This is a genomic window from Yersinia sp. FDAARGOS_228 (genome assembly GCF_002073315.2).
GTDB classification, from domain to species: Bacteria; Pseudomonadota; Gammaproteobacteria; order Enterobacterales; family Enterobacteriaceae; genus Yersinia; species Yersinia intermedia.
The window spans coordinates 3,107,808-3,128,528 of sequence record NZ_CP020409.2 but is presented as its reverse complement, the minus strand read 5'-3'; the positions used below and the strand labels follow the sequence as shown (position 1 = coordinate 3,128,528).

Here is a 20,721-nt window from a genome sequence, read left to right as displayed (position 1 = left end):
TGTTTTATGTCCACCGCTTACCAGCACCTGCGTTCTACATTCACCCGCCTGGCTCGTTTCGAGCACCTGTCGGCTATCGCCGGATGGGATATGCAGACCATGATGCCAGCAAAAGGCAACCTTGCCCGCTCAGAAGCTATGGCGGAGCTAAATGTCTTACAACACCAGATATTAACGGCCAAACAGGTTGGCGAATGGCTGATGCTCGCCGAGCAAGAAACGTTAGATAGCGTTGAACAGGCAAACTTACGCGAAATGCGCCGTCATTATGACAATGCAGTCCTGCTGCCAGAAGCATTGGTTGAAGCCAAGTCGTTGGCTGGAGCCAAATGTGAGCATGCCTGGCGGCAACAGCGCATCGCTAATGATTGGCATGGCTTTGCAGAAAATCTGCGCGAAGTGGTCAAACTTAGTCGCGAAGAAGCGTCAATCCGCGCTCAGGCCGCAGGTACCTCTGGTTATGATGCATTGCTTAACCTCTACGAACCAGGGACTAATAGTGCTGATTTGGATCGGATATTTGGTGATCTTAAGCAATGGCTACCTGCACTATTACAAAAAGTGACTGCTAAACAAGCTAATGAAAACTGCCTGCTCCCACAGGGCCCTTTTGACGTGGAAAAACAGCGTCAGCTTGGATTACAAGTGATGAAAGTACTCGGTTTTGACTTTGACGGCGGGCGGGTTGATGTAAGTGTGCACCCATTTTGCGGCGGTGTTCCTCAAGATGTGCGAATTACTACCCGTTATAACGAGCAAGAGTTTCTCAGTTCATTAATGGGTATTGTGCATGAAACAGGCCATGCCCGTTATGAGCAAAACCTACCACGAGAATGGTTAGGGCAGCCCATATCCCATGCAAGATCAACTGCCATTCATGAGTCGCAAAGCTTACTATTTGAAATGCAATTAGCGCGCAGTGATGAATTTTTACAAGTGATCCGCCCACTGGTCGTACACCAATTTGGTGAACAACCTGCATTTGCAGAACACAATTTCATAGCTCTCAATCAGCGGGTTAAAACTGGCTTTATTCGAGTTGATGCCGATGAAGTGAGCTATCCTGCCCATGTTATATTGCGTTATGAAATCGAAAAAGCGTTAATCAGTGGTGAAATCGAAGTAGATGATATCCCTGCGTTGTGGAATGAGAAAATGCAGCAATACCTCGGTATTAACACCGAAGGCAATTACCGTAACGGATGTATGCAAGATATCCATTGGACCGATGGGGCTTTTGGCTATTTCCCAACGTATACCTTGGGTGCAATGTATGCAGCTCAACTGTTCCAAACTGCCCGTGATGTTATTCCAGACCTGGATAAGAGTATCGCAAATGGTGATCTCAGTACCCTCTTCACCTGGTTACAACAGAATATCTGGCAGCATGGTAGCCGTTACTCAACAGCAGAATTAATTACCAAAGCTACCGGTGAAACACTTAACCCACGCTACTTCCGCCAACATTTAGAACGCCGCTATTTGTAATTTGTGGCACTTGATTATTACCCGCGATGCTGGAACCTAATGGCGGTCACATGACTAATATAGGTTCTACTGCTACGCCTAACCTTTAATTAGGGTTGGGCGTAGCTCTCACTGGTTAACTCACATATCGCCTTACATTCAAACGACACTGGTGCTACATAATACGATGGTTTTATTAAAGACAACACACTGTATGTTGTAACTAAAATGTGCAAATTAGCATACTCGTCACACTAAATTATTGGTGTTGTACAATCGGTTACAAGCCGAAACCAATGACTCACGGAAGCCATTAAATATTTCCTCTACTCTCATTATAACGACCCAACGGGGCCGATATACAAACAGAACACTGAGGAATAAATTATGAAAACAGTATTAGCTCTGATTGTTGCTGCAACCTTGGGTATATCGTCTGTAGCAATGGCAGCAGATACCGTAGCGCCACCTGCAGCTCCAGCGGTTACAGCTCCGGCAGCGCATAGTGCACCGGCTAAAACCATGCACCATAAGAAAGCCAAAAAAACCGATTCGATGAAAAAAATGGATAAAACAGCCCCAGTGCAAAAAGCACAGGCCGCCAAAAAACATCATAAAAAAGCAGCACACAGTAAATCTGCACCAGCAGTAATGCCAGTGACCAAATAGCAGCAGCATTTAACTGGTGGAAGCTGAAGCTGGCTCTTCACGATTAACCTGCAACAGCGATTCACTCGACACCCGGTTTACCGGGTGTTTTCTATCAGGAGTGCTGATAATGCTGCGACGCTATTTATTTGAAGTCATTTTAACCATATTTGTTATTTGTGGTCTGATCACACTATTTTTTTATTTATAGTACCAACGGCCTATGCCGCTCTGAAATTATCGAAAAATCAATTACTGACAACACATGAAACAACTTATTATGTCTATAGTTAGCGATAGTGGAGCCATGATTAATAATTTAATCGATAGGCCTCAGGTGTGTTAATGGATGACCTTTGGTCAGTAAATAAAGGCAAGGCTAATCATTTATGCGTTTATCTTCATTACTATTATTGAGTCTGTTGCCGCTTTCTATTTCAGCAGCATTAGCCCTTCCCCCCACTGACAAACCGGATGATGAAATCAGCATTGCGGATCAAACCACGTTGTTTTTCGGGAAAGATGACCGCACAGCGCTGACAAATAGCACTGGCTGGCCATGGCAAGCTATTGGGCAAGTTGAAACAGCCAGTGGCAACCTTTGTACCGCAACGTTAATTTCCCCGCGACTGGCACTTACTGCTGGCCATTGTGTCCTTACTCCTCCGGGGAAGATTGATCGCGCTGTTGCCTTGCGATTTATTTCCCATGATAGCCATTGGAAGTACCAAATTACTCACTTGGAAACCCTGGTTGATGCAAAATTAGGTAAAAAACTCAAACCTGATGGCGATGGCTGGATTGTTCCGCCTGCCGCCGCCGCTTATGATTTTGCACTCATTCGATTAACTAACACAAAGCCTATTCCGATTAAGCCGTTACCCCTGTGGGATGGAACATCGAGTGAGTTGACGCAAGCGCTTAAGTCGGTTAATCGTAAAATAACTCAAGCAGGCTACCCGCTAGATCATCTTGAAACCCTATACAGCCATGAAGACTGTCTGGTTACAGGATGGGCACAGCAGGGCGTGCTCTCACACCAGTGCGATACCTTGCCAGGAGACAGTGGATCACCGCTGCTACTAAAGAATGGCGACGAGTGGTCTTTAATTGCGATTCAAAGTTCCGCCCCCGCCGCCAAAGACCGTTATCTTGCTGATAACCGCGCCTTAGCGGTAACAGCTATTAGAGAACGGTTAAAAGCGCTCGCTAAAAATGCGACAAAGTGATCATATTATTCAGTAATACTCTGGTTGAGGCCCAGAGATCGCTACTATTCCTTACTAACGCAATGAGGCTTTTGGTTAAATTTGAAAACAAAAGTCCCACCTAATGCTGCGGCGTAACGACTCAGCGTAGTGAGGTTGGGTGAAATGATGCCTTTCTCCATCCGGCAAATATTCTGTTTTTTCAACCCTGCCCGCTGCGCCACTTCCTCTTGTGTTAAATTGCATTGTTGGCGAGCAGCTTTCAGCTCAGTCATCATGGCGTCGCGAATTTGCAAGTCTGTGTAGGCTTCGTTGACCTGAGGATGATTTAAAGCACTCGCTTTAACCTCAGCGAAAGAAATAATATCGAAATCATCTTGTTTTTTCATGGCTGCAATCTCCGTTTGAGTTCCTTCATACGCTGATAAGCCAACATCAGTGTCCGTCTTGGGATTTTTTGTGTCTTCTTTTGTAAAATATGAATGATGTAAACCTGCTGACCTACGTGGTAAAAGAAAAAACCACGCCCGATCCCCTCTTTTGCACTAACCCGTAGCTCCTTTAGCCCGCGCCCGATATCTCGCACCTCTGGCTCCCGCAACTCATGACCATAAGCCTCTAACTCATCCATGGCTTTAATCAGAGCAGCCTGAATACCTACAGGTAATTTAAACAACTCGCGCTGTGCCAACCTCAACAAACTAATCTGATACATAAGCAATCCCTGCGCTGGAAAAACTCTATCAAACTCACCAAAAGTAATCAAATATGGTGACCCTAAATCAGACAAACTTTGACCAAGTAGCCTGATTTGTCAGTACAGATATAGCGGGAGTTCAAGATAGGAGGCAATAACACCGCAGCCGTGCAACCCAGTTAATTTGCAATCCTCGAGAGGCTTCGCATCAACATCAGCATGTTTCATCTATTACATAGTTAGCATGCCGATAAAAATAGATAAATCATAAAGATAATGAATTTATAGCGGTATATAAGAAGGGACAGAGTCAGTAAGAAACTCCGCAGCTAAATCAATAATATTTAGCGTGCGGAGGAATTTTAATCGCTAATCAGGCGGAAAGCTGTTCGATAGTTTGTAGGATACGCTTGTCAGAAATAGGGTAAGCCGTTCCCAATTGCTGGGCAAATAAGCTCACACGCAGCTCTTCAATCATCCAACGAACTTCTTTAACCTCTTCATCTTGCTGGCGTTTTGGCGGTAATTTATTCAGCCATTGCTGCCACATTTGCTGGACGTGTTCTATTCGGAGCATTTGTGCTCGATCACGATGAGGGTCTATCGCGAGTTTTTCCAATCGGCGCTCAATCGCTTGTAAATAACGTAAGGTATCAGGCAAACGTTTCCAACCATTATTGGTCACGAAACCGCGATATATGAGGCCGCCAAGCTGGGCTTTAATATCCGAAAGAGCTAATGCCATTGAGATATCTATTCGCCCTTTCAATCGCTTATTAATACTGAATACTGTCGTCAGGATTTGTTCAACTTGCTTGGCAATCTCAACCACCGTGTCATTTAGCTCAGCACGAACCTTTTCCTGTAGTTGGGCGAACGCCGTCTCTTGCCATGCGGGGCCGCCATACTGCGCAACCAGCTTATCCACACCACAAGCAATGCAGTCATCAATCAGGTCCAACACTTTGCCATAAGGATTGAAATAGAGCCCGAGCTTGGATTTGTTCGGCAATTTTTCATGTAAGTACTTTATAGGGGATGGGATATTCAATAATAATAAACGCCTTGTCCCCTGCCACATGGCTTGTTGTTGCTGAGATTCTGTATCGAACAAGCGGATCGCAACACTGTCTTTTTCATCCACCAGCGCCGGATATGCTTTGACTTCATAGCCACCACGACGTTGCTCATAGCACACCGGTAGATCACCGAAACTCCAGATATGTAAGTCAGTTTGTTCAATACCGTCGTCAGCAACAGCGGATAGCGTTTCCTGAACTTTCTCTTGTAGCTGTAGCTTCAAGGCGGCAAGGTCTTTACCTTCACGCAGAATGCGGTTTTTATCATCAAGCACGCGGAAGGTGATTTTAAGGTGATCAGGAACTTGATCCCATTGCCAACTATCACGTGACACTGTCACACCCGTCATGCGCCGCAGTTCACGCTCTAAGGCATCGAGCAGCCCCATCTCCATCGGGGTAACTCTGGCCAGAAACGCCTCGGCATAATTGGGCGCAGGGACAAAATTACGCCGCACCGGTTTAGGCAAAGACTTGATCAGTGCTATCACTAATTCACGCCGAATCCCCGGTATCTGCCAATCAAAACCCTGCTCTTGAATCTGATTAAGGATAGGTAATGGAATATGTACGGTCACGCCATCAGCATCAGTGCCAGGCTCAAATTGGTAAGAAAGCCGTAACTTAAGAGCCCCCTGATACCAAAAGTTGGGGTAGTCGAGTGGGTTAACTTTGTTAGCACCATCTTTGATAAGCATGGTTTTTTCAAAGTTCAGCAACTCTGGCTGTGTCTGGCTGGTTTTCTTCCACCAGTTATCAAAATGGCGCGCTGAGATAACATCACGACCAATTCGCTGGTCATAGAAATTAAACAGTGTCTCATCATCCACCAGAATATCGCGCCGACGTGACTTATGTTCCAGCTCTTCAACTTCAGCCAATAATTTGAGATTGGCGCGGAAAAAGGCGTGGCGCGTTTGCCAATCCCCCTCCACCAAGCCATGGCGAATAAATAGCTCACGGCATAGCGGCGGATCAATCGGGCCGTAATTGATTTTGCGCTCAGCAACTATGGGTAAACCGAATAGGGTGACTTTCTCGCTGGCCATCACCGCACCCTGCGCTTTCTCCCAATGCGGATCACTATAATGGTGTTTCACCAAATGCTGTGCCAAGGGTTCGATCCATTCCGGCTCGATGCGGGCAGCAATACGGCCCCATAAGCGGCTGGTTTCGACCAACTCAGCCACCATGCTCCATTTCGGCGGTTTTTTAAATAAGCCGGAACCGGGGAAGATAGCAAACCTTGCATTCCGCGCACCGGTATACTCTTGCTTTTCAACATCTTTTTGGCCGATATGAGATAACAAACCGGTCAATATCGCGGTATGCACGCTACGGTAGTCAGCTACAACACTATTTACCGGAATACCCAGTTCTTTTACCACCTGACGCAGTTGCGTGTAGATATCCTGCCATTCGCGCACGCGCAGATAGTTGAGAAAGTCACTGCGGCACAGTTTACGAAATTGTGCTGATGACAACTCTTTTTGCTGCTCTTTCAGATAATCCCATAAGTTAACAAACGCCAGGAAATCAGAGTCCTTATCTGCAAAACGGCGATGTTTTTCGTCGGAAGCCTGCTGCTTATCCATTGGACGTTCACGCGGGTCCTGAATCGACAACGCCGACGTAATGATCATCAGTTCGCGGACACTGCCACTTTTCTGTGCTTCCAGCACCATCCGTGCCAGCCGAGGATCAACGGGCAATTGCGCTAATTGCCGCCCCAGCGGAGTCAGTTGTTGATGACCATTCTCGGCGGTTTGTATCGCCCCCAACTCTTCCAGTAACCGAACACCATCTTGGATATTGCGTTTATCTGGTGCTTCCACAAACGGGAAAGCCGCAATATCACCCAGACCGAGTGAGGTCATTTGCAGAATGACGGAGGCCAGGTTGGTACGTAGAATTTCCGGGTCGGTAAACTCTGGGCGGGAGAGAAAGTCCTGTTCAGAATAAAGGCGGATACAGATACCATCTGACACGCGGCCACAACGGCCTTTACGCTGATTAGCTGACGCCTGAGACACCGGCTCGATCGGTAAGCGCTGCACCTTGGTACGAAAGCTATAACGGCTGATGCGAGCTGTGCCGGGATCAATCACATACTTAATGCCTGGCACTGTGAGCGAGGTTTCGGCCACGTTAGTTGCCAATACAATTCGCCGCCCATGATGCGACTGGAACACCCTATTCTGCTCACTGTTTGATAAGCGGGCATAGAGTGGTAGCACTTCCGTATGGGGCAAATTTTGCTTCATCAATGCATCAGCGGTGTCACGAATTTCACGCTCACCACTCATAAAGATCAGAATATCACCAGGGCTTTCTCGCCCTAACTCATCAACCGCATCAAAAATAGCCTGTAGCTGGTCACGGTCAACATCATCAGCATCATCCACAATTGGCCGATAGCGAACGTCCACCGGATAGGTACGGCCAGAAACCTCGATAATAGGGGCATTATTGAAATGCTGGGAGAAACGCTGCGGATCAATGGTTGCCGAGGTAATAATGACTTTCAGATCAGGGCGTTTTGGCAATAATTCACGTAAATAACCCAAGATGAAATCAATGTTCAGGCTACGTTCATGGGCTTCATCGATAATCAACGTGTCATATTGCATCAACAGCCGATCTTGCTGAATTTCAGCCAGCAAGATCCCATCGGTCATCAACTTAACCAGTGTGTTTTCACCCACTTGATCGTTAAAACGGACTTTATAGCCGACGCAACCGCCAAGAGAGGTATCCAGTTCATCCGCAATACGGTTTGCGACAGTGCGCGCAGCCAGACGACGCGGCTGGGTATGGCCGATCACCCCTTTCACGCCCCGCCCCAATTCCAGGCAAATTTTCGGTAACTGGGTGGTTTTACCGGAACCGGTTTCACCGGCGACGATCACCACCTGATGGTCACGAATAGCGTTGTAGATATCTTGCTTTTTCTGGCTGACCGGCAAGTTTTCAGGATAACTGATCGCCGGACAAGCGGCTCGACGGCGAATAACCCGCTGCATGGCGGTTGCTATGTCAGCCTCAAGCTCGTGGGTGATCGCTTCTATAGCCTCTGGATTATTAATTTTTCGTGCGCCTTGCAGCCGACGCCGCAGACGTTGTTGGTCACGGAGCATCAACTCACCGAGTTGGGTGGATAATGCTGCGAGCGAAGATTTCACGTTCTGTGTTCCTTGTTACGATGCGGCTGCAACCTACGGTGTCAGCCCAATGATTTTATGCTATGAATTTGATTGGCCGATATTTTTTATTAATCGATATCAATTTTTAACCTGCCAACACACCCATCTTCGACACCCAATAGATGAATGAGCCATAGCTTTTATTAGATAAACCCTTACCTGATATGGTAACACAGCCTCGGATTACGCAGTAACCCAGCGAAAATTTCCTATCTATTTATCATCGTTCAATTAAATCGAACAAAGAACGCAAAATATTGCGCTATCACTAATAGGAAAATATTAATAAAGTGTATCTCATTGAAAGGGCGAACCGCCTAAGTCTCTGTTACCTGTTAAGGAATTACGATGAGCAAAGTACTGGTCCTGAAATCAAGCATTCTGGCAACTTATTCACAGTCCAACCAATTAGCTGACTTTTTTGTCGAGCAATGGCAAGCAGCCCACGCTGGCGACGAAATCACCGTACGTGACTTGGCCGCTCAACCGGTTCCTGTGTTAGATGGTGAACTGGTGGGTGCTTTGCGCCCTTCAGACGCAGCGTTAACACCGCGCCAACAAGAGGCTTTGGCACTGTCTGACGAGCTGATTGCTGAACTGCAAGCCAATGACGTGATAGTTATGGCTGCACCAATGTACAACTTCAATATCCCGACTCAGTTAAAAAACTATTTTGACCTGATTGCCCGTGCTGGCGTGACTTTCCGCTACACAGAGAAAGGCCCGGAAGGTTTGGTAACCGGTAAACGTGCCATTATTCTGACCAGCCGTGGGGGCATTCATAAAGACACCCCAACGGATCTGGTGGTGCCTTACCTGCGTCTGTTCCTGGGCTTTATCGGCATTACCGATGTTGAATTCGTGTTTGCAGAAGGTATTGCTTATGGTCCTGAAGTGGCGACCAAAGCACAAGCTGATGCCAAAGAGTTACTGGCTCAGGTTGTTAGTGCTTAATTGATGATTTCGCGCTGACATGGGTGTCTCCGTCAATGTGCGACTTAAAATAACCTTGTATTACCCTCGTTTTACCCAGTAGTGTCATTAGTTACTTGCGCGCCTTTGGGCGCGCTTTTCTCTTTGTGATTGCGCCAGTAACACCACCGCCCTCCCTTCATCCGTACCAAACCATTACCACAACAATTAGCGCTGCATCCACTGGCCATTAATACCGCGCACATATTCACCGGCCGCCGCCCGGTTAACTAACTTCTGCCCTGCCAGTTTGGCAACATCCTCGGTTGAAATGTGGTTTTTCTGCGCCACTTCCTGATACTTCTCTGTTCTGGCGATATTGATTTGCTCTACCAACGCCAGCGTCTCAGGATCTTTTTTAACCGGAGCCAAATAACCACTGAGGGTTTCACCAACCCGCCCTTGCTGCTTTGCCTGCTCCAATGTCAGGGCAAAAGCCATGGAACTGAATAGCAAACTGCTGCTCAATATCGCCCACCCCAACATCGCTCGAATCAGCCTTAGCCTGCCACCAATCCAGCCTGAATTTTGCTTTTTCATCGTGGCTCCTTAGAATAGATTGGATTGATTTTTGAGCAAACTTTCCACATCTTTATCAACTTTTATCTGGATTTCATGCTCAATCTTGACGTTCATATTGATAGTGATCGGTTTTTCCGGTGTCGCTACCTCAAGGCGTAAACAGCCACTGAGCATCAAAATACCCAACGCTATTGCTACACGTTCCCCTGTCAAGATCTTCATTCCTTCGTCCTCGCCGGTATTACTGTTGGTTGTAGAGAAAGCGTCTGTTGTAGCCACTCTTGTAAGTTGTCACCAAAACGCAGGCTGCGCCAGAGTTGGAACACATTTTCCTGATGCTGATAATTCAATACTATCTCACGCTTTGAGTTTTTTTGCGTATTCACACCATGAATCTTCGAGTGTAATGTCAATTGGCCCAAATTATCCAAATCCACTTTGGCATAAGATTGATAAATCTCCATATAACGTAGCCAGTCAATCGCAGCACCAGCGGCAACATTACTATCGCCTATTGAATTGGCCAGATCTTGATCGAGGCGCAGCGTTACCTTGCCATCGTTAGCAATCCAACCATTACGTACCAACCACTGTGGGTTATTAAGATAGAGTGGTAATTCCCCGTTGACCTTCCCCGACATGGCAAACTGTTTCGGTTGTAGCACGGTAAATAGCTCACTCAAGTCGATAGCGGTTAACTTCAGCACGGCGGCATCGTGTTGCGGCAAGCGCAAAGCAGACAAACTCAGATGGCCGTTAAGAATGTCCATGCCAACGTTACTCAAGGTTAACGGTGCATCATCAGAATAGGGGTAAGTACCTTGTAAATCAGCGGTGATATTTTGCATTTCAAATAGGTTGCTTATTGAGGCAATACGCAACATCACCGGGTCTTTCGCACCCAACTGCCAGTGGTGATTCTGCAAGCGATACGACATGACGAAATCTAATCCGCTCATCTCTCCATCTTTGAGCCACATCCCGCCATTCTTCACCACCCAGTGACCGCCGGCAGTAAAGCCTTGCTCCCTGGCTGCCGAAAAGGCGGCCTGAGCATACAGCTCCCCGTCACGCAGTTTGATGCCTAACTCTGATGCGATAAGCGGTTGGAACACGGTTAACGATTGTTTCGGCCACCAGCCCTCACCCCGTAGCCGTTCGCCATCCCAGCGGCCGCCTAGCGAGATCGGCCCGATAGCCTGCGCCTGCAATTGCCCCTGCCACAGGAAGCTGTTCGGTTCCCGGCCATTGAGTTGCAAAGATAATTCAGCCGGAGGTAGATAACCGCCCCCGTCGCTGAACGATACTTTTTTCGCCCCCAGCGAAAAACCGGCAATAAAGGCTGGGTGATGGTTATCCCGCTGCCAGGTGAGTGGCTTCAACAATGTCAGTCTTGGTGCCTCAACCTTAACCAGGCCATATTGCAACCGATCAAAACCAGTCGAGAGCTGGTCAACGGTGATTAATGTATCGCGCCAACTCCCCTTACCCCCCATATCCCAGCGAGCAGCCAGTGGCGGCAGGTGGCCATTGCCCCAGTAGCGCCATTGCCAATAACCTTTGTCCGGCCAAAATTCTTGCGCCTGACCATCCAGATGCAGATTAACATTCCCCCAATAACTGTCTTGTGCATCAACGATGGCTTGTAGACGCCCGCTGACACCGGCAGCCGTTACTTTGACACCAGCCAATGGCCAACGGGCGTCTCTTATCCGCAATTCAGGCGTCACATTGCCATGCGCGCGCAGTAAAGCCCCTGGGTGCAATACCCAGGTAGGGTTCAACACTGAGCCACTGAGTACTCCTGGAATGGTAGCGTTGAGTATCATACTCTCCAGATTGGCCTGCCCACTGAGCTGGAACTTCAAATCGCTGTTTATCATGCTCAGATTACCCGGCCCGAGAGTCAATACCGCATTCCCCTTACCACTCTGCCCAGAGGTAAGCACGTTAATCCGCGCGTCAACCGAGGTCTGATCCAACCCTTGGTCCCAGTCATGTAACGTCAGGTTTATACCGCCACTTAATGGTTGCTGGCCGTACGGCCATTGCCATTGACCGTTAACTATCTGAACTTGGTTTATTGCGGCGCGCCATGGCAACCGCGCAAGAGGTGTTTCGTCATCACGCTCAGTGAGCGTCAACATCCCTTGCTGCTGTTGCCAGCTTAAGTTTAAAAGAAGTGGCTTAGACAGATAACCGGTGGTTAGCATCCCCTGTAATTCGCCCTGTTCCGGCCAATCATCTAGCGACAGAGGAATTTTGATTTTGCCACTGAGTTCAAAAGGCTGCGGCGCGCCCGGTACCGCGATAGAGAATTGATGCAAACTCAGTTGCTGGTCCTGATCAAGTGTCGCCGCAAAGCTCAGTTGCGGCCCCTGATAACGCAACTCTTGAATCAATTTATGTTGATCGGGCGAAGTAAGTGTCAGTTTACCGGCATATTGCTGCCAGGGCGTAATCTGCAAATTGCTGATATCCAAGTCCAGCACCGACATCTGCTGCTGCCAGTATGCTAAATTCGGTGGTGCGCTGTCGCCATTAGCCGGTAATTTGCTCAAACAGGCGGTATCCAACGCAACATTACTGGCCGCAACTTGCCAGCGCCCCTGATGATAGCCGACACTCAATTGACTCATATTGGCAAGCAGGCAGTCTTGCGCCAAATAGCGCAATTGCGTGATACGCAGTGCGCCGTCACGCCACACCGGTGGCGTAGCTAGCGTTATCTGGCTCCCCACAGGTAGCCAATACTGTGCCACTTTTGGTAACCACTGTGGCAGGGTTTTCCATAATGCCATCAGAGAGATTGCGCTGATTAATAACAACCAACCCACTATTTTTGCGCATTTAGCCATGACTCGCCTTGTTTTATCCCCAACCAGACTTACGGTGTGCTTTAATCAAATCACTGCAAGATACCATAATAGATAACGCGCCCTTGCAACACAGACCAAACTGCTGCCATTGAACGTTGGAATAAAAACCTTACCTCTTTGGCATTAGAAAGTGACAAGTGCTCTATTTAACTTATTACTGTGGCAAATTGTATGATTTATTCAAATCTGTTAGATTGATCACAATATTTTAGCGGAGATATCGCGATGAAATTAGCCGTTTACAGTACTAAACAGTATGACCGTAAATACCTCGAATTGGTCAACAAAGATTTTGGCTTTGAATTAGAGTTTTTCGATTTTCTGTTAACGCCAAAAACAGCAAAAATGGCTGCTGGCTGTGATGCGGTCTGTCTTTTCGTCAACGATGATGGTTGCCGTGCGACATTGGAAGAGCTGAAAAATGTCGGTGTCGAGATTCTGGCATTGCGTTGCGCTGGTTTTAATAATGTGGATCTGGAGGCGGCGAAAGAACTGGGCATTCAGGTCGTTCGTGTCCCCGCCTATTCACCTGAGGCTGTCGCTGAACATGCCGTAGGTATGATGATGAGCCTTAACCGCCGAATTCATCGTGCCTACCAGCGTACCCGTGATGCTAACTTCTCACTGGAAGGGCTGATTGGCTTCAACATGCATAACCGCACTGCGGGAATTATCGGTACCGGTAAAATTGGTGTAGCAACCATGCGCATTTTGAAAGGCTTTGGTATGCGTTTGCTCGCTTTTGACCCTTATCCAAGTGCGCAAGCTCTGGAACTGGGCGCTGAATATGTCGATCTTAAAACGCTGTATGCTGAATCTGATGTTATTTCGCTGCATTGCCCGATGACACCGGAAAATCATCACCTGCTTAATAAACAATCCTTTGATCAAATGAAGAATGGCGTAATGATCATCAATACCAGTCGTGGTGGTTTGATTGATTCTACTGCAGCTATTGATGCGCTAAAACAGCAAAAGATAGGTTCGCTCGGCATGGATGTTTACGAAAATGAACGTGACCTGTTCTTTGAAGACAAATCTAACGACGTGATTCAGGATGACGTTTTCCGCCGTTTATCTTCTTGTCATAACGTGTTATTTACCGGCCATCAGGCGTTTCTGACCGAAGAGGCGCTGACCAGTATTTCGGCCACCACCATGCAGAATATTGCCCAATTGAAAAAGGGTGAACCCTGCCCAAATATTATTACCGCCTAATTATTTATACGTGAGTAACAAGCGGCAGCATGAGATACCCAATAGATTTCGAGATGCAGGCAGGCGGCGAACAAGAGTAGCCAGACACACCTGCAAACTTGAAAGACGGCGGGTATCAGCGTGCCGGGCAAGCACCGCGCATCAACGCCCACTCTTCACAACGTTTGCCATCGGGCAACTGGCACATCCCCACACTGCCGCCATTAAGTTGCTTGGCAATAGTTAATACTCCGCCAGCATTGGCACAATTGACTGCCGCCGGATTGGCCATATTGAGATTATGATGGACACTGGCACTGGTGGCTTGTTGCACGGGTTCATAGGCATCAGCGTTATTTAAAGCTGTAGCTGTTGGGTCATTGCTGCTACAGGCGGCTAAAAAGAGCACAGCGCCACCTACAAATATTGATAATACTTTCATTCTTCTGCTCCGGTATGAGAAAGGCATAAATCTATTGTTTAATGCAATTCCGTCTACGCTAATTGGCTTATATAATATCTGTTATAATTAAAACACAACATAAATAAGCGCAAATGTGGTAATTAAATTTAGCCTGGTACAGGGTGAATAGCCGAATTATCAAGGTAGTTTGCTGTTAAAAATTTGACGAAATAACCAAACCTAGACTAATTAGATAGAGAATCAGATACCTACGATTTGGACAAAATAAAACGGGAATAACGATGATCACTGATTTACTGCTACGAATAGCCCTTGCCGGATTGCTGGGTGGGTTAATAGGTATTGAACGTCAATTGCGGTCAAAAGAAGCAGGATTGCGTACTCATATCTTGGTTGGCATTGGCAGCGCCATGTTTATGATTGTTTCAAAATACGGTTTCGAGGATTTACTGACGCTGGAGCACGTCAGTTTTGACCCCAGTCGAGTCGCGGCACAAGTTGTCAGCGGGATGGGGTTCCTGGGAGCCGGGACCATCATGATTCAAAAGCAGATGGTTAAAGGCCTGACAACCGCAGCCGGGATGTGGGTAACAGCGGCTATCGGTTTGGTGATAGGTAGCGGCCTGTATGAGATTGGCATCTATGGCACGCTGATGACATTGGTGGTGCTGGAGATCTTCCGCCAACTGAGTAACCGCCTGCTTGGTCAGCACCATTATGTCTCTATCAAGCTATTACCCGAGAGTGTACCGCTTATTCTGGTCGCGCTGCAAAAACTGCGACTGCGGCCAATTAACCTGTCAGTAGTACAAAAACGTGATGAGGCGGATACCGATTGTGAACTGACCATGGAAGTGACATTGTCACCGAGAAAAAACCTTGATCAGTTTTATGAAACATTATTGGCTATCGATGGCATACATCAATTAGACATTAAATAGCGCCAAAGAGCGCTAGCCTACGTTTCAGTGTGTTACCGACCATCCCCATTAGCGTGTTATCTCGCCCCACCACGATAACGCGCTAATAGGTGCGTTCTCCCTATACACATGATTAATGCATGGGTGTCTTGGACAGCAGATTAATCACCATAACACCCGCAATGATCAGCGTCATCCCGGCAATTGCCGCCCAATCAAGCTTTTGCTGATACATAAAAGTGGCGGCGACCGACACTAATACAATGCCCAACCCTGACCAGATGGCGTAAGCAATACCCAATGGCATAGTTTTAACAACCTGCGAAAGTCCCCAAAATGCAATACCGTAGCCAATCACCACCACAATCGAGGGTACCAATCGGGTAAACCCATCAGATGCTTTCAACATCGTGGTGGCAACCACTTCGGCAACAATTGCCATCATTAAATACATGAAACCGCTCATCATCATTTTCTCATTTCAGTATTGGGTCGACATTATGCCCGTCCCATATTAAATGTTCATTAAATCTAATTCAGTTTCACAATTATTTTACAAAAGCACAAATAGGTACTGCGTCGCCAAGCGATATCTGAGCAGCACAATAAATAGTTTTCTAATTGTAATAATTATTATCCAAATAGCATTTATATAGCGTTGCCTGCACTACTTTACTTATTTCCTGCATTTTAACTGAAAGCGCCCCCTCTCCAGCCACACAAATTCGATAACTGACAAAAATGCACTCTGCTAGAATTTCAGTATTAGTTCAAATAATTCGTTAACCGTCAGAGACACCCACTACTACTTTGGTCTCTGCGTGACAAGCAATGTGAAGGTATAAATTAATGATTACTACTGACGGTAACAGTGCAGTAGCTTCTGTGGCCTATCGCGCCAGTGAAGTTATCGCCATCTACCCTATTACGCCAAGTTCCACCATGGCAGAACTTGCTGATGCATGGTCTGGGGATGGTAAAGTTAATATTTGGGGAGATGTTCCTCGCGTGGTTGAAATGCAGTCAGAAGGCGGAGCCATTGCCACCGTCCATGGCGCACTGCAAACTGGCGCGCTGTCGACCTCCTTTACCTCTTCGCAGGGATTGCTGTTGATGATCCCCACGTTGTATAAGTTAGCGGGTGAACTGACCCCTTTCGTGCTACATGTTGCAGCCCGAACCATTGCGACTCATGCCTTATCCATCTTTGGCGATCACTCCGATGTTATGGCCGTGCGCCAGACCGGTTGTGCCATGCTCTGCGCCAGCAGTGTGCAAGAAGCACAAGATTTCGCCCTGATTTCACAAGTAGCGACACTCAATAGCCGCATTCCATTTATTCATTTCTTTGATGGTTTCCGCACCTCACATGAAATCAATAAAATTGTGCCACTCAGTGATGACACGCTACGCCAATTACTGCCGCAAAAAGGGATAGATGACCACCGCAGCCGGGCGCTCTCACCGGATCATCCGGTAGTACGCGGTACTTCAGCCAATCCTGATACTTACTTCCAGTCGCGTGAAGCCACCAACCCTTGGTATAACAATACTTATCAGCATGTTGCTGATGCTATGGCGGCTTTTGCCGTGGCTACGGGGCGCGAATATAAACCATTTGAATATTACGGTCATCCACAGGCAGAGCGTGTCATTGTCTTGATGGGTTCCGCTATCGGCACCTGCGAAGAAGTGATTGATACCTTATTAACGCGTGGCGAAAAAGTGGGTGTGTTGAAAGTGCGTTTATACCGTCCTTTCTCTGCGATGCATCTGTTGAGTGTCTTACCCCAATCAGTAACAAAAATAGCCGTGTTGGATCGCACCAAAGAACCGGGGGCGCTGGCTGAGCCACTCTATCTTGATGTAATGACCGCATTGGCAGAAGCCTATAGCCGTGGCGAGCGCGCCACATTGCCAAAAGTGATTGGTGGCCGCTATGGTTTATCTTCCAAGGAATTCAGCCCCGATTGCGCTCTGGCCATTTTCAAAGAGTTGACATTGGACCTGCCTCGCCCACGTTTCACTGTAGGGATTTTTGATGATGTCACCGGCCTGTCATTACCATTGACTGACGAGAAAATCGAGCAACGCGCCACTCTGGAGGCACTGTTCTATGGCCTGGGCAGTGATGGCTCAGTCTCTGCCACTAAAAACAACATCAAAATAATCGGCAACAGCACCTCGCTGTATGCACAGGGTTATTTTGTTTATGACTCGAAAAAAGCAGGCGGTCTAACCGTTTCACACTTGCGCATCAGTGAAACCCCGATCAATTCCGCCTATCTGGTTAGCCATGCCGATTTTGTCGGTTGCCACCAGTTGCAGTTTATTGATACCTACCAAATGGCCGAACGACTGAAACCCGGCGGTATTTTCCTGATTAATACCCCCTTCAGTGCAGATGAAATGTGGCCTCGCCTGCCACAGGAAGTGCAAGCCGTGCTGCATCAACGCCATGCACGGCTGTTTGTGATTAATGCGGCTAAAATCGCCCGTGAATGCAAACTTGGCGCCCGTATTAATACCGTAATGCAGATGGCGTTCTTCTATTTGACACAGATTTTACCTACCGCCATGGCGCAAGAGCAGTTGCGGGCAGCGATTGACCGCAGTTACAGCAATAAAGGGCCAGAAATTGTCACGCGCAACTGGCAGGCACTGGATGCAACTCTGGATGCATTGGTTGAAATCCCACTACAACCGATTAATGAAAGCAGCCCGATGCGCCCACCGATCGTCTCCGATCAAGCACCCGATTTTGTCAAAACTGTGACCGCAACCATGTTAGCTGGTTTGGGTGACGCGCTACCGGTGTCGGCCTTCCCGCCTGATGGAACCTGGCCTGTGGGTACAACCCAGTGGGAAAAACGCAATATTGCAGAAAATATTCCTATCTGGCAGCCTGACCTATGTACCCAGTGCAACCACTGTGTTGCGGCCTGCCCACACTCAGCAATCCGTGCCAAAGTGGTACAGCCAGAGGCGATGTCGGGTGCACCAGACAGCCTGCAATCGCTCGATGTCAAAGCCCGTGATATGCGTGGGCAGAAGTATGTGTTGCAAGTTGCGCCTGAAGATTGCACCGGATGCAACCTGTGCTATGAGGTCTGTCCGGCCAAAGATCGCCAGAATCCTGAAGTCAAAGCCATAAACATGCAACCACGGCTGGAACATCTGGTGGAAGAAAAAACGCACTATGACTTCTTCCTCAAATTACCGGAAATCGATAAAGCCCAAATGGAACGTATTGATATCCGTACGTCACAATTGATTTCCCCACTGTTTGAATACTCTGGAGCCTGTTCGGGTTGTGGTGAGACACCGTATATTAAATTATTGACCCAGTTATATGGCGATCGTCTGTTAATTGCCAACGCCACCGGATGCTCATCAATCTATGGCGGCAATCTGCCTACCACGCCTTATACCACCAACGCCGATGGCCGTGGGCCGGCGTGGGCTAACTCACTGTTCGAAGATAATGCCGAGTTCGGCCTGGGCTTTCGCCTGACTGTCGATCAGCATCGTCAGCGGGTGACCCGCTTAATCAACCAACTGGCACCACAGTTGCCGCAAGAGCTGGTTGAGCAGTTAATACATCAGGATGCCACGCCAGAAGTACGCCGTGAGCAAGTCACCCAATTGCGTCAGCTACTGCGTGACATTCCGGGTAATGATGCTCAACAATTGGCAACCGATGCAGATTATCTGGTCGACAAATCCATCTGGTTGATTGGTGGGGACGGCTGGGCATATGACATCGGTTTTGGTGGGCTTGACCATGTGCTGAGCCTGACAGAAAACATCAATGTGCTGGTGCTCGATACCCAGTGTTACTCCAACACCGGCGGCCAACAATCCAAAGCGACCCCGCTCGGAGCGGTGACTAAATTCGGTGAGCATGGCAAACGTAAGGCGCGCAAAGACTTAGGCGTCAGTATGATGATGTATGGCCATGTTTATGTCGCACAGATTTCGCTGGGTGCGCAGCTCAATCAAACGGTGAAGGCTATTCAAGAAGCGGAAGCTTATCCTGGCCCATCGTTGATTATCGCTTACAGCCCGTGTGAGGAGCACGGGTATGATTTGGCCTACAGCCATGATCAGATGAAACAATTAACCACCACCGGTTTCTGGCCACTATACCGCTTTGACCCGCGCCGTACAGACGAGGGAAAAGCGGCTTTGGCATTGGACTCCCGCCCGCCAAGCAGTGACCTGACCACCACGCTGCTCAATGAGCAACGCTTCCGTCGGCTCAATACCCAAGAGCCTGAAGTGGCTGCACAGTTATACGCAGCGGCAGAGAAAGACTTGAAAAAACGCTACGATTTCCTGAGCTTGCTGGCAGGGAAAACAGAAAAAACAGTGTCTGAGGAGTAAATTTACTCAGCATCGACATCGTTTATCCGCAGGATAACAACGCCTCAATCGGGGCGTTGTACTGCGGTTTTTTATTTTGGGAGTCCCTTATTCCATAATTTTCTCGCACGGCTATACCCCCATAAATCAATGGGGGAGTAGCCGAATAGGTTTAAGGTGATATTACCGCGTTAGCTTAATAGATAAATAAAATCAGAGATTGGTTACATCTATATACAGGGAGTTATCAATATTCGTCGAGGAAACCGTTGCTTCACTAAAAGCATACTCTTCCCTATCCCCTTCACGATCCAGGGGTAGATTGACGAAATCAAAAAGATTGCGATCCGCTAACTGGCTTGGGCTTACATTTTGCATTGATTTAAATACACTTTCCACCCGGCCTGGTTCTTTCTTATCCCATTCGCCTAACATTGCTTTAATTGCCTGGCGCTGCAAATTCTCCTGCGAACCACACAGATTACAGGGAATTATTGGAAAAGTTTTATACTCAGAATATTTAATCAGGTCTTTTTCACGGCAATACGCCAGCGGCCTGATAACGATATTACGCCCATCGTCAGAGCGTAATTTAGGCGGCATTGCTTTCATCCGCGCGCCATGGAAAATATTCAAAAATAACGTTTCAACAATGTCATCCATATGATGACCGAGAGCAATTTTTGTTGCACCAATCTTCTCGGCAAATGAATACAATGTTCCTCTACGTAACCGAGAACATAATCCGCAGGTTGTTTTACCCTCAGGTATTTTCTCTTTAACAACCGAATAAGTATCCTTATCCACAATGTAATAAGGGATATTCAGACTTTCAAGATACGCCGGCAGAATGTGTTCAGGAAAACCGGGTTGCTTTTGATCTAAATTTACCGCGATAACTTCAAACTTTATTGGTGCAACCTTCTGAAGGCCGAGTAGGATATCCAACATTGCAAACGAGTCTTTCCCACCACTCATACAGGCCATTACAACATCATTATCTTCAATCATGTTGTAATCAGTGATGGCGTTGCCAACATTTCTCCGAATGCGCTTCTGGAGTTTATTGAACTCAAGGGTTTCTTTTCTTGTATCTTCTTGATTCATAAATGCTTATCAGGTCTCTAATGGCGTTCAGAG

The 20,721-nt window shown here is 47.5% G+C and carries 16 protein-coding genes; 7 read left to right on the top strand and 9 right to left on the bottom strand.

Annotated features, from left to right (window positions below):
* Positions 1 to 6: 6 nt before the first annotated feature.
* The 3 genes from A6J67_RS14445 (at position 7) to A6J67_RS14435 (ending at position 3,344) form a co-directional block, all read left to right on the top strand.
* Positions 7 to 1,488, top strand: coding sequence for a carboxypeptidase M32 (locus tag A6J67_RS14445; RefSeq protein ID WP_005184343.1), 1,482 nt, complete (start codon positions 7 to 9; stop codon positions 1,486 to 1,488).
* Between the two features lie 366 nt (positions 1,489 to 1,854).
* The gene (asr, locus tag A6J67_RS14440) at positions 1,855 to 2,136 is read left to right on the top strand and encodes an acid resistance repetitive basic protein Asr (protein WP_005184347.1); all 282 of its coding nucleotides are present in this window, start codon (positions 1,855 to 1,857) and stop codon (positions 2,134 to 2,136) included.
* 368 nt (positions 2,137 to 2,504) lie between these two features.
* Positions 2,505 to 3,344 (top strand): trypsin-like serine peptidase, encoded by an 840-nt coding sequence (locus A6J67_RS14435; RefSeq protein WP_042569794.1) that lies wholly within the window; start codon positions 2,505 to 2,507, stop codon positions 3,342 to 3,344.
* Between the two features lie 44 nt (positions 3,345 to 3,388).
* On the opposite strand, the gene A6J67_RS14430 is transcribed toward A6J67_RS14435, so the two are convergent.
* From A6J67_RS14430 to hrpA, 3 genes are all read right to left on the bottom strand, one after another.
* Positions 3,389 to 3,712, bottom strand: coding sequence for a helix-turn-helix domain-containing protein (locus A6J67_RS14430; RefSeq protein ID WP_032906068.1), 324 nt, complete (start codon positions 3,710 to 3,712; stop codon positions 3,389 to 3,391).
* The gene (locus tag A6J67_RS14425; protein ID WP_032906069.1) at positions 3,709 to 4,038 is read right to left on the bottom strand and encodes a type II toxin-antitoxin system RelE/ParE family toxin; all 330 of its coding nucleotides are present in this window, start codon (positions 4,036 to 4,038) and stop codon (positions 3,709 to 3,711) included. The genes A6J67_RS14430 and A6J67_RS14425 overlap by 4 nt, the downstream gene beginning before the upstream one ends.
* A 355-nt stretch (positions 4,039 to 4,393) precedes the next feature.
* Positions 4,394 to 8,281: an ATP-dependent RNA helicase HrpA gene (hrpA, locus tag A6J67_RS14420; protein ID WP_073999920.1), complete on the bottom strand. Its 3,888-nt coding sequence runs from the start codon at positions 8,279 to 8,281 to the stop codon at positions 4,394 to 4,396.
* Positions 8,282 to 8,650: 369 nt separating this feature from the next.
* On the opposite strand from hrpA, the gene azoR reads away from it, so the two are divergent.
* Positions 8,651 to 9,256, top strand: a complete 606-nt coding sequence (gene azoR / locus A6J67_RS14415) for an FMN-dependent NADH-azoreductase (RefSeq protein WP_042569795.1) — start codon at positions 8,651 to 8,653, stop codon at positions 9,254 to 9,256.
* Positions 9,257 to 9,442: 186 nt separating this feature from the next.
* On the opposite strand, the gene A6J67_RS14410 is transcribed toward azoR, so the two are convergent.
* The 3 genes from A6J67_RS14410 to A6J67_RS14400 are packed head-to-tail and all read right to left on the bottom strand — an operon-like array spanning position 9,443 to position 12,654.
* Positions 9,443 to 9,814, bottom strand: a complete 372-nt coding sequence (locus tag A6J67_RS14410; RefSeq protein WP_032906070.1) for a YdbL family protein — start codon at positions 9,812 to 9,814, stop codon at positions 9,443 to 9,445.
* Positions 9,815 to 9,823: 9 nt separating this feature from the next.
* Complete coding sequence (locus tag A6J67_RS14405; protein ID WP_032906071.1) at positions 9,824 to 10,018, bottom strand: YnbE family lipoprotein; 195 nt, start codon at positions 10,016 to 10,018, stop codon at positions 9,824 to 9,826.
* A complete protein-coding gene (locus A6J67_RS14400) occupies positions 10,015 to 12,654 on the bottom strand; it encodes a YdbH family protein (protein WP_080608237.1) in 2,640 nt (879 codons plus the stop codon). The genes A6J67_RS14405 and A6J67_RS14400 overlap by 4 nt, the downstream gene beginning before the upstream one ends.
* Before the next feature lie 246 nt (positions 12,655 to 12,900).
* On the opposite strand from A6J67_RS14400, the gene A6J67_RS14395 reads away from it, so the two are divergent.
* The gene (locus A6J67_RS14395) at positions 12,901 to 13,893 is read left to right on the top strand and encodes a 2-hydroxyacid dehydrogenase (protein ID WP_005184374.1); all 993 of its coding nucleotides are present in this window, start codon (positions 12,901 to 12,903) and stop codon (positions 13,891 to 13,893) included.
* A 115-nt stretch (positions 13,894 to 14,008) separates the two neighbouring features.
* On the opposite strand, the gene A6J67_RS14390 is transcribed toward A6J67_RS14395, so the two are convergent.
* Positions 14,009 to 14,314: a DUF333 domain-containing protein gene (locus A6J67_RS14390; protein ID WP_042569798.1), complete on the bottom strand. Its 306-nt coding sequence runs from the start codon at positions 14,312 to 14,314 to the stop codon at positions 14,009 to 14,011.
* 263 nt (positions 14,315 to 14,577) lie between these two features.
* Here A6J67_RS14390 and A6J67_RS14385 point away from each other — a divergent pair, with 263 nt between their 5' ends.
* Positions 14,578 to 15,237: an MgtC/SapB family protein gene (locus A6J67_RS14385; RefSeq protein WP_050296986.1), complete on the top strand. Its 660-nt coding sequence runs from the start codon at positions 14,578 to 14,580 to the stop codon at positions 15,235 to 15,237.
* A gap of 112 nt (positions 15,238 to 15,349) precedes the next feature.
* On the opposite strand, the gene A6J67_RS14380 is transcribed toward A6J67_RS14385, so the two are convergent.
* Entirely contained in the window at positions 15,350 to 15,682 is a 333-nt protein-coding gene (locus tag A6J67_RS14380) for a DMT family transporter (protein WP_032906109.1), read from the bottom strand.
* A 383-nt stretch (positions 15,683 to 16,065) separates the two neighbouring features.
* On the opposite strand from A6J67_RS14380, the gene nifJ reads away from it, so the two are divergent.
* Positions 16,066 to 19,602, top strand: a complete 3,537-nt coding sequence (gene nifJ / locus A6J67_RS14375) for a pyruvate:ferredoxin (flavodoxin) oxidoreductase (protein WP_050296988.1) — start codon at positions 16,066 to 16,068, stop codon at positions 19,600 to 19,602.
* A 192-nt stretch (positions 19,603 to 19,794) separates the two neighbouring features.
* Here the strand turns inward: nifJ and ttcA are convergent, their stop codons facing one another.
* A complete protein-coding gene (gene ttcA, locus A6J67_RS14370; protein WP_005184390.1) occupies positions 19,795 to 20,688 on the bottom strand; it encodes a tRNA 2-thiocytidine(32) synthetase TtcA in 894 nt (297 codons plus the stop codon).
* Positions 20,689 to 20,721 lie beyond the last annotated feature (33 nt).

Excerpts from the sequence above, each read along its gene's own strand:
- A6J67_RS14385 (WP_050296986.1), top strand. The coding sequence starts at position 14,578 with ATGATCACTGATTTACTGCTACGAATAGCCCTTGCCGGATTGCTGGGT.
- A6J67_RS14425 (WP_032906069.1), bottom strand. The coding sequence starts at position 4,038 with ATGTATCAGATTAGTTTGTTGAGGTTGGCACAGCGCGAGTTGTTTAAA.
- nifJ (WP_050296988.1), top strand. The coding sequence starts at position 16,066 with ATGATTACTACTGACGGTAACAGTGCAGTAGCTTCTGTGGCCTATCGC.
- A6J67_RS14390 (WP_042569798.1), bottom strand. The coding sequence starts at position 14,314 with ATGAAAGTATTATCAATATTTGTAGGTGGCGCTGTGCTCTTTTTAGCC.
- A6J67_RS14380 (WP_032906109.1), bottom strand. The coding sequence starts at position 15,682 with ATGAGCGGTTTCATGTATTTAATGATGGCAATTGTTGCCGAAGTGGTT.
- A6J67_RS14405 (WP_032906071.1), bottom strand. The coding sequence starts at position 10,018 with ATGAAGATCTTGACAGGGGAACGTGTAGCAATAGCGTTGGGTATTTTG.
- A6J67_RS14410 (WP_032906070.1), bottom strand. The coding sequence starts at position 9,814 with ATGAAAAAGCAAAATTCAGGCTGGATTGGTGGCAGGCTAAGGCTGATT.
- azoR (WP_042569795.1), top strand. The coding sequence starts at position 8,651 with ATGAGCAAAGTACTGGTCCTGAAATCAAGCATTCTGGCAACTTATTCA.
- A6J67_RS14430 (WP_032906068.1), bottom strand. The coding sequence starts at position 3,712 with ATGAAAAAACAAGATGATTTCGATATTATTTCTTTCGCTGAGGTTAAA.
- ttcA (WP_005184390.1), bottom strand. The coding sequence starts at position 20,688 with ATGAATCAAGAAGATACAAGAAAAGAAACCCTTGAGTTCAATAAACTC.
- A6J67_RS14445 (WP_005184343.1), top strand. The coding sequence starts at position 7 with ATGTCCACCGCTTACCAGCACCTGCGTTCTACATTCACCCGCCTGGCT.
- A6J67_RS14435 (WP_042569794.1), top strand. The coding sequence starts at position 2,505 with ATGCGTTTATCTTCATTACTATTATTGAGTCTGTTGCCGCTTTCTATT.
- A6J67_RS14400 (WP_080608237.1), bottom strand. The coding sequence starts at position 12,654 with ATGGCTAAATGCGCAAAAATAGTGGGTTGGTTGTTATTAATCAGCGCA.
- asr (WP_005184347.1), top strand. The coding sequence starts at position 1,855 with ATGAAAACAGTATTAGCTCTGATTGTTGCTGCAACCTTGGGTATATCG.
- A6J67_RS14395 (WP_005184374.1), top strand. The coding sequence starts at position 12,901 with ATGAAATTAGCCGTTTACAGTACTAAACAGTATGACCGTAAATACCTC.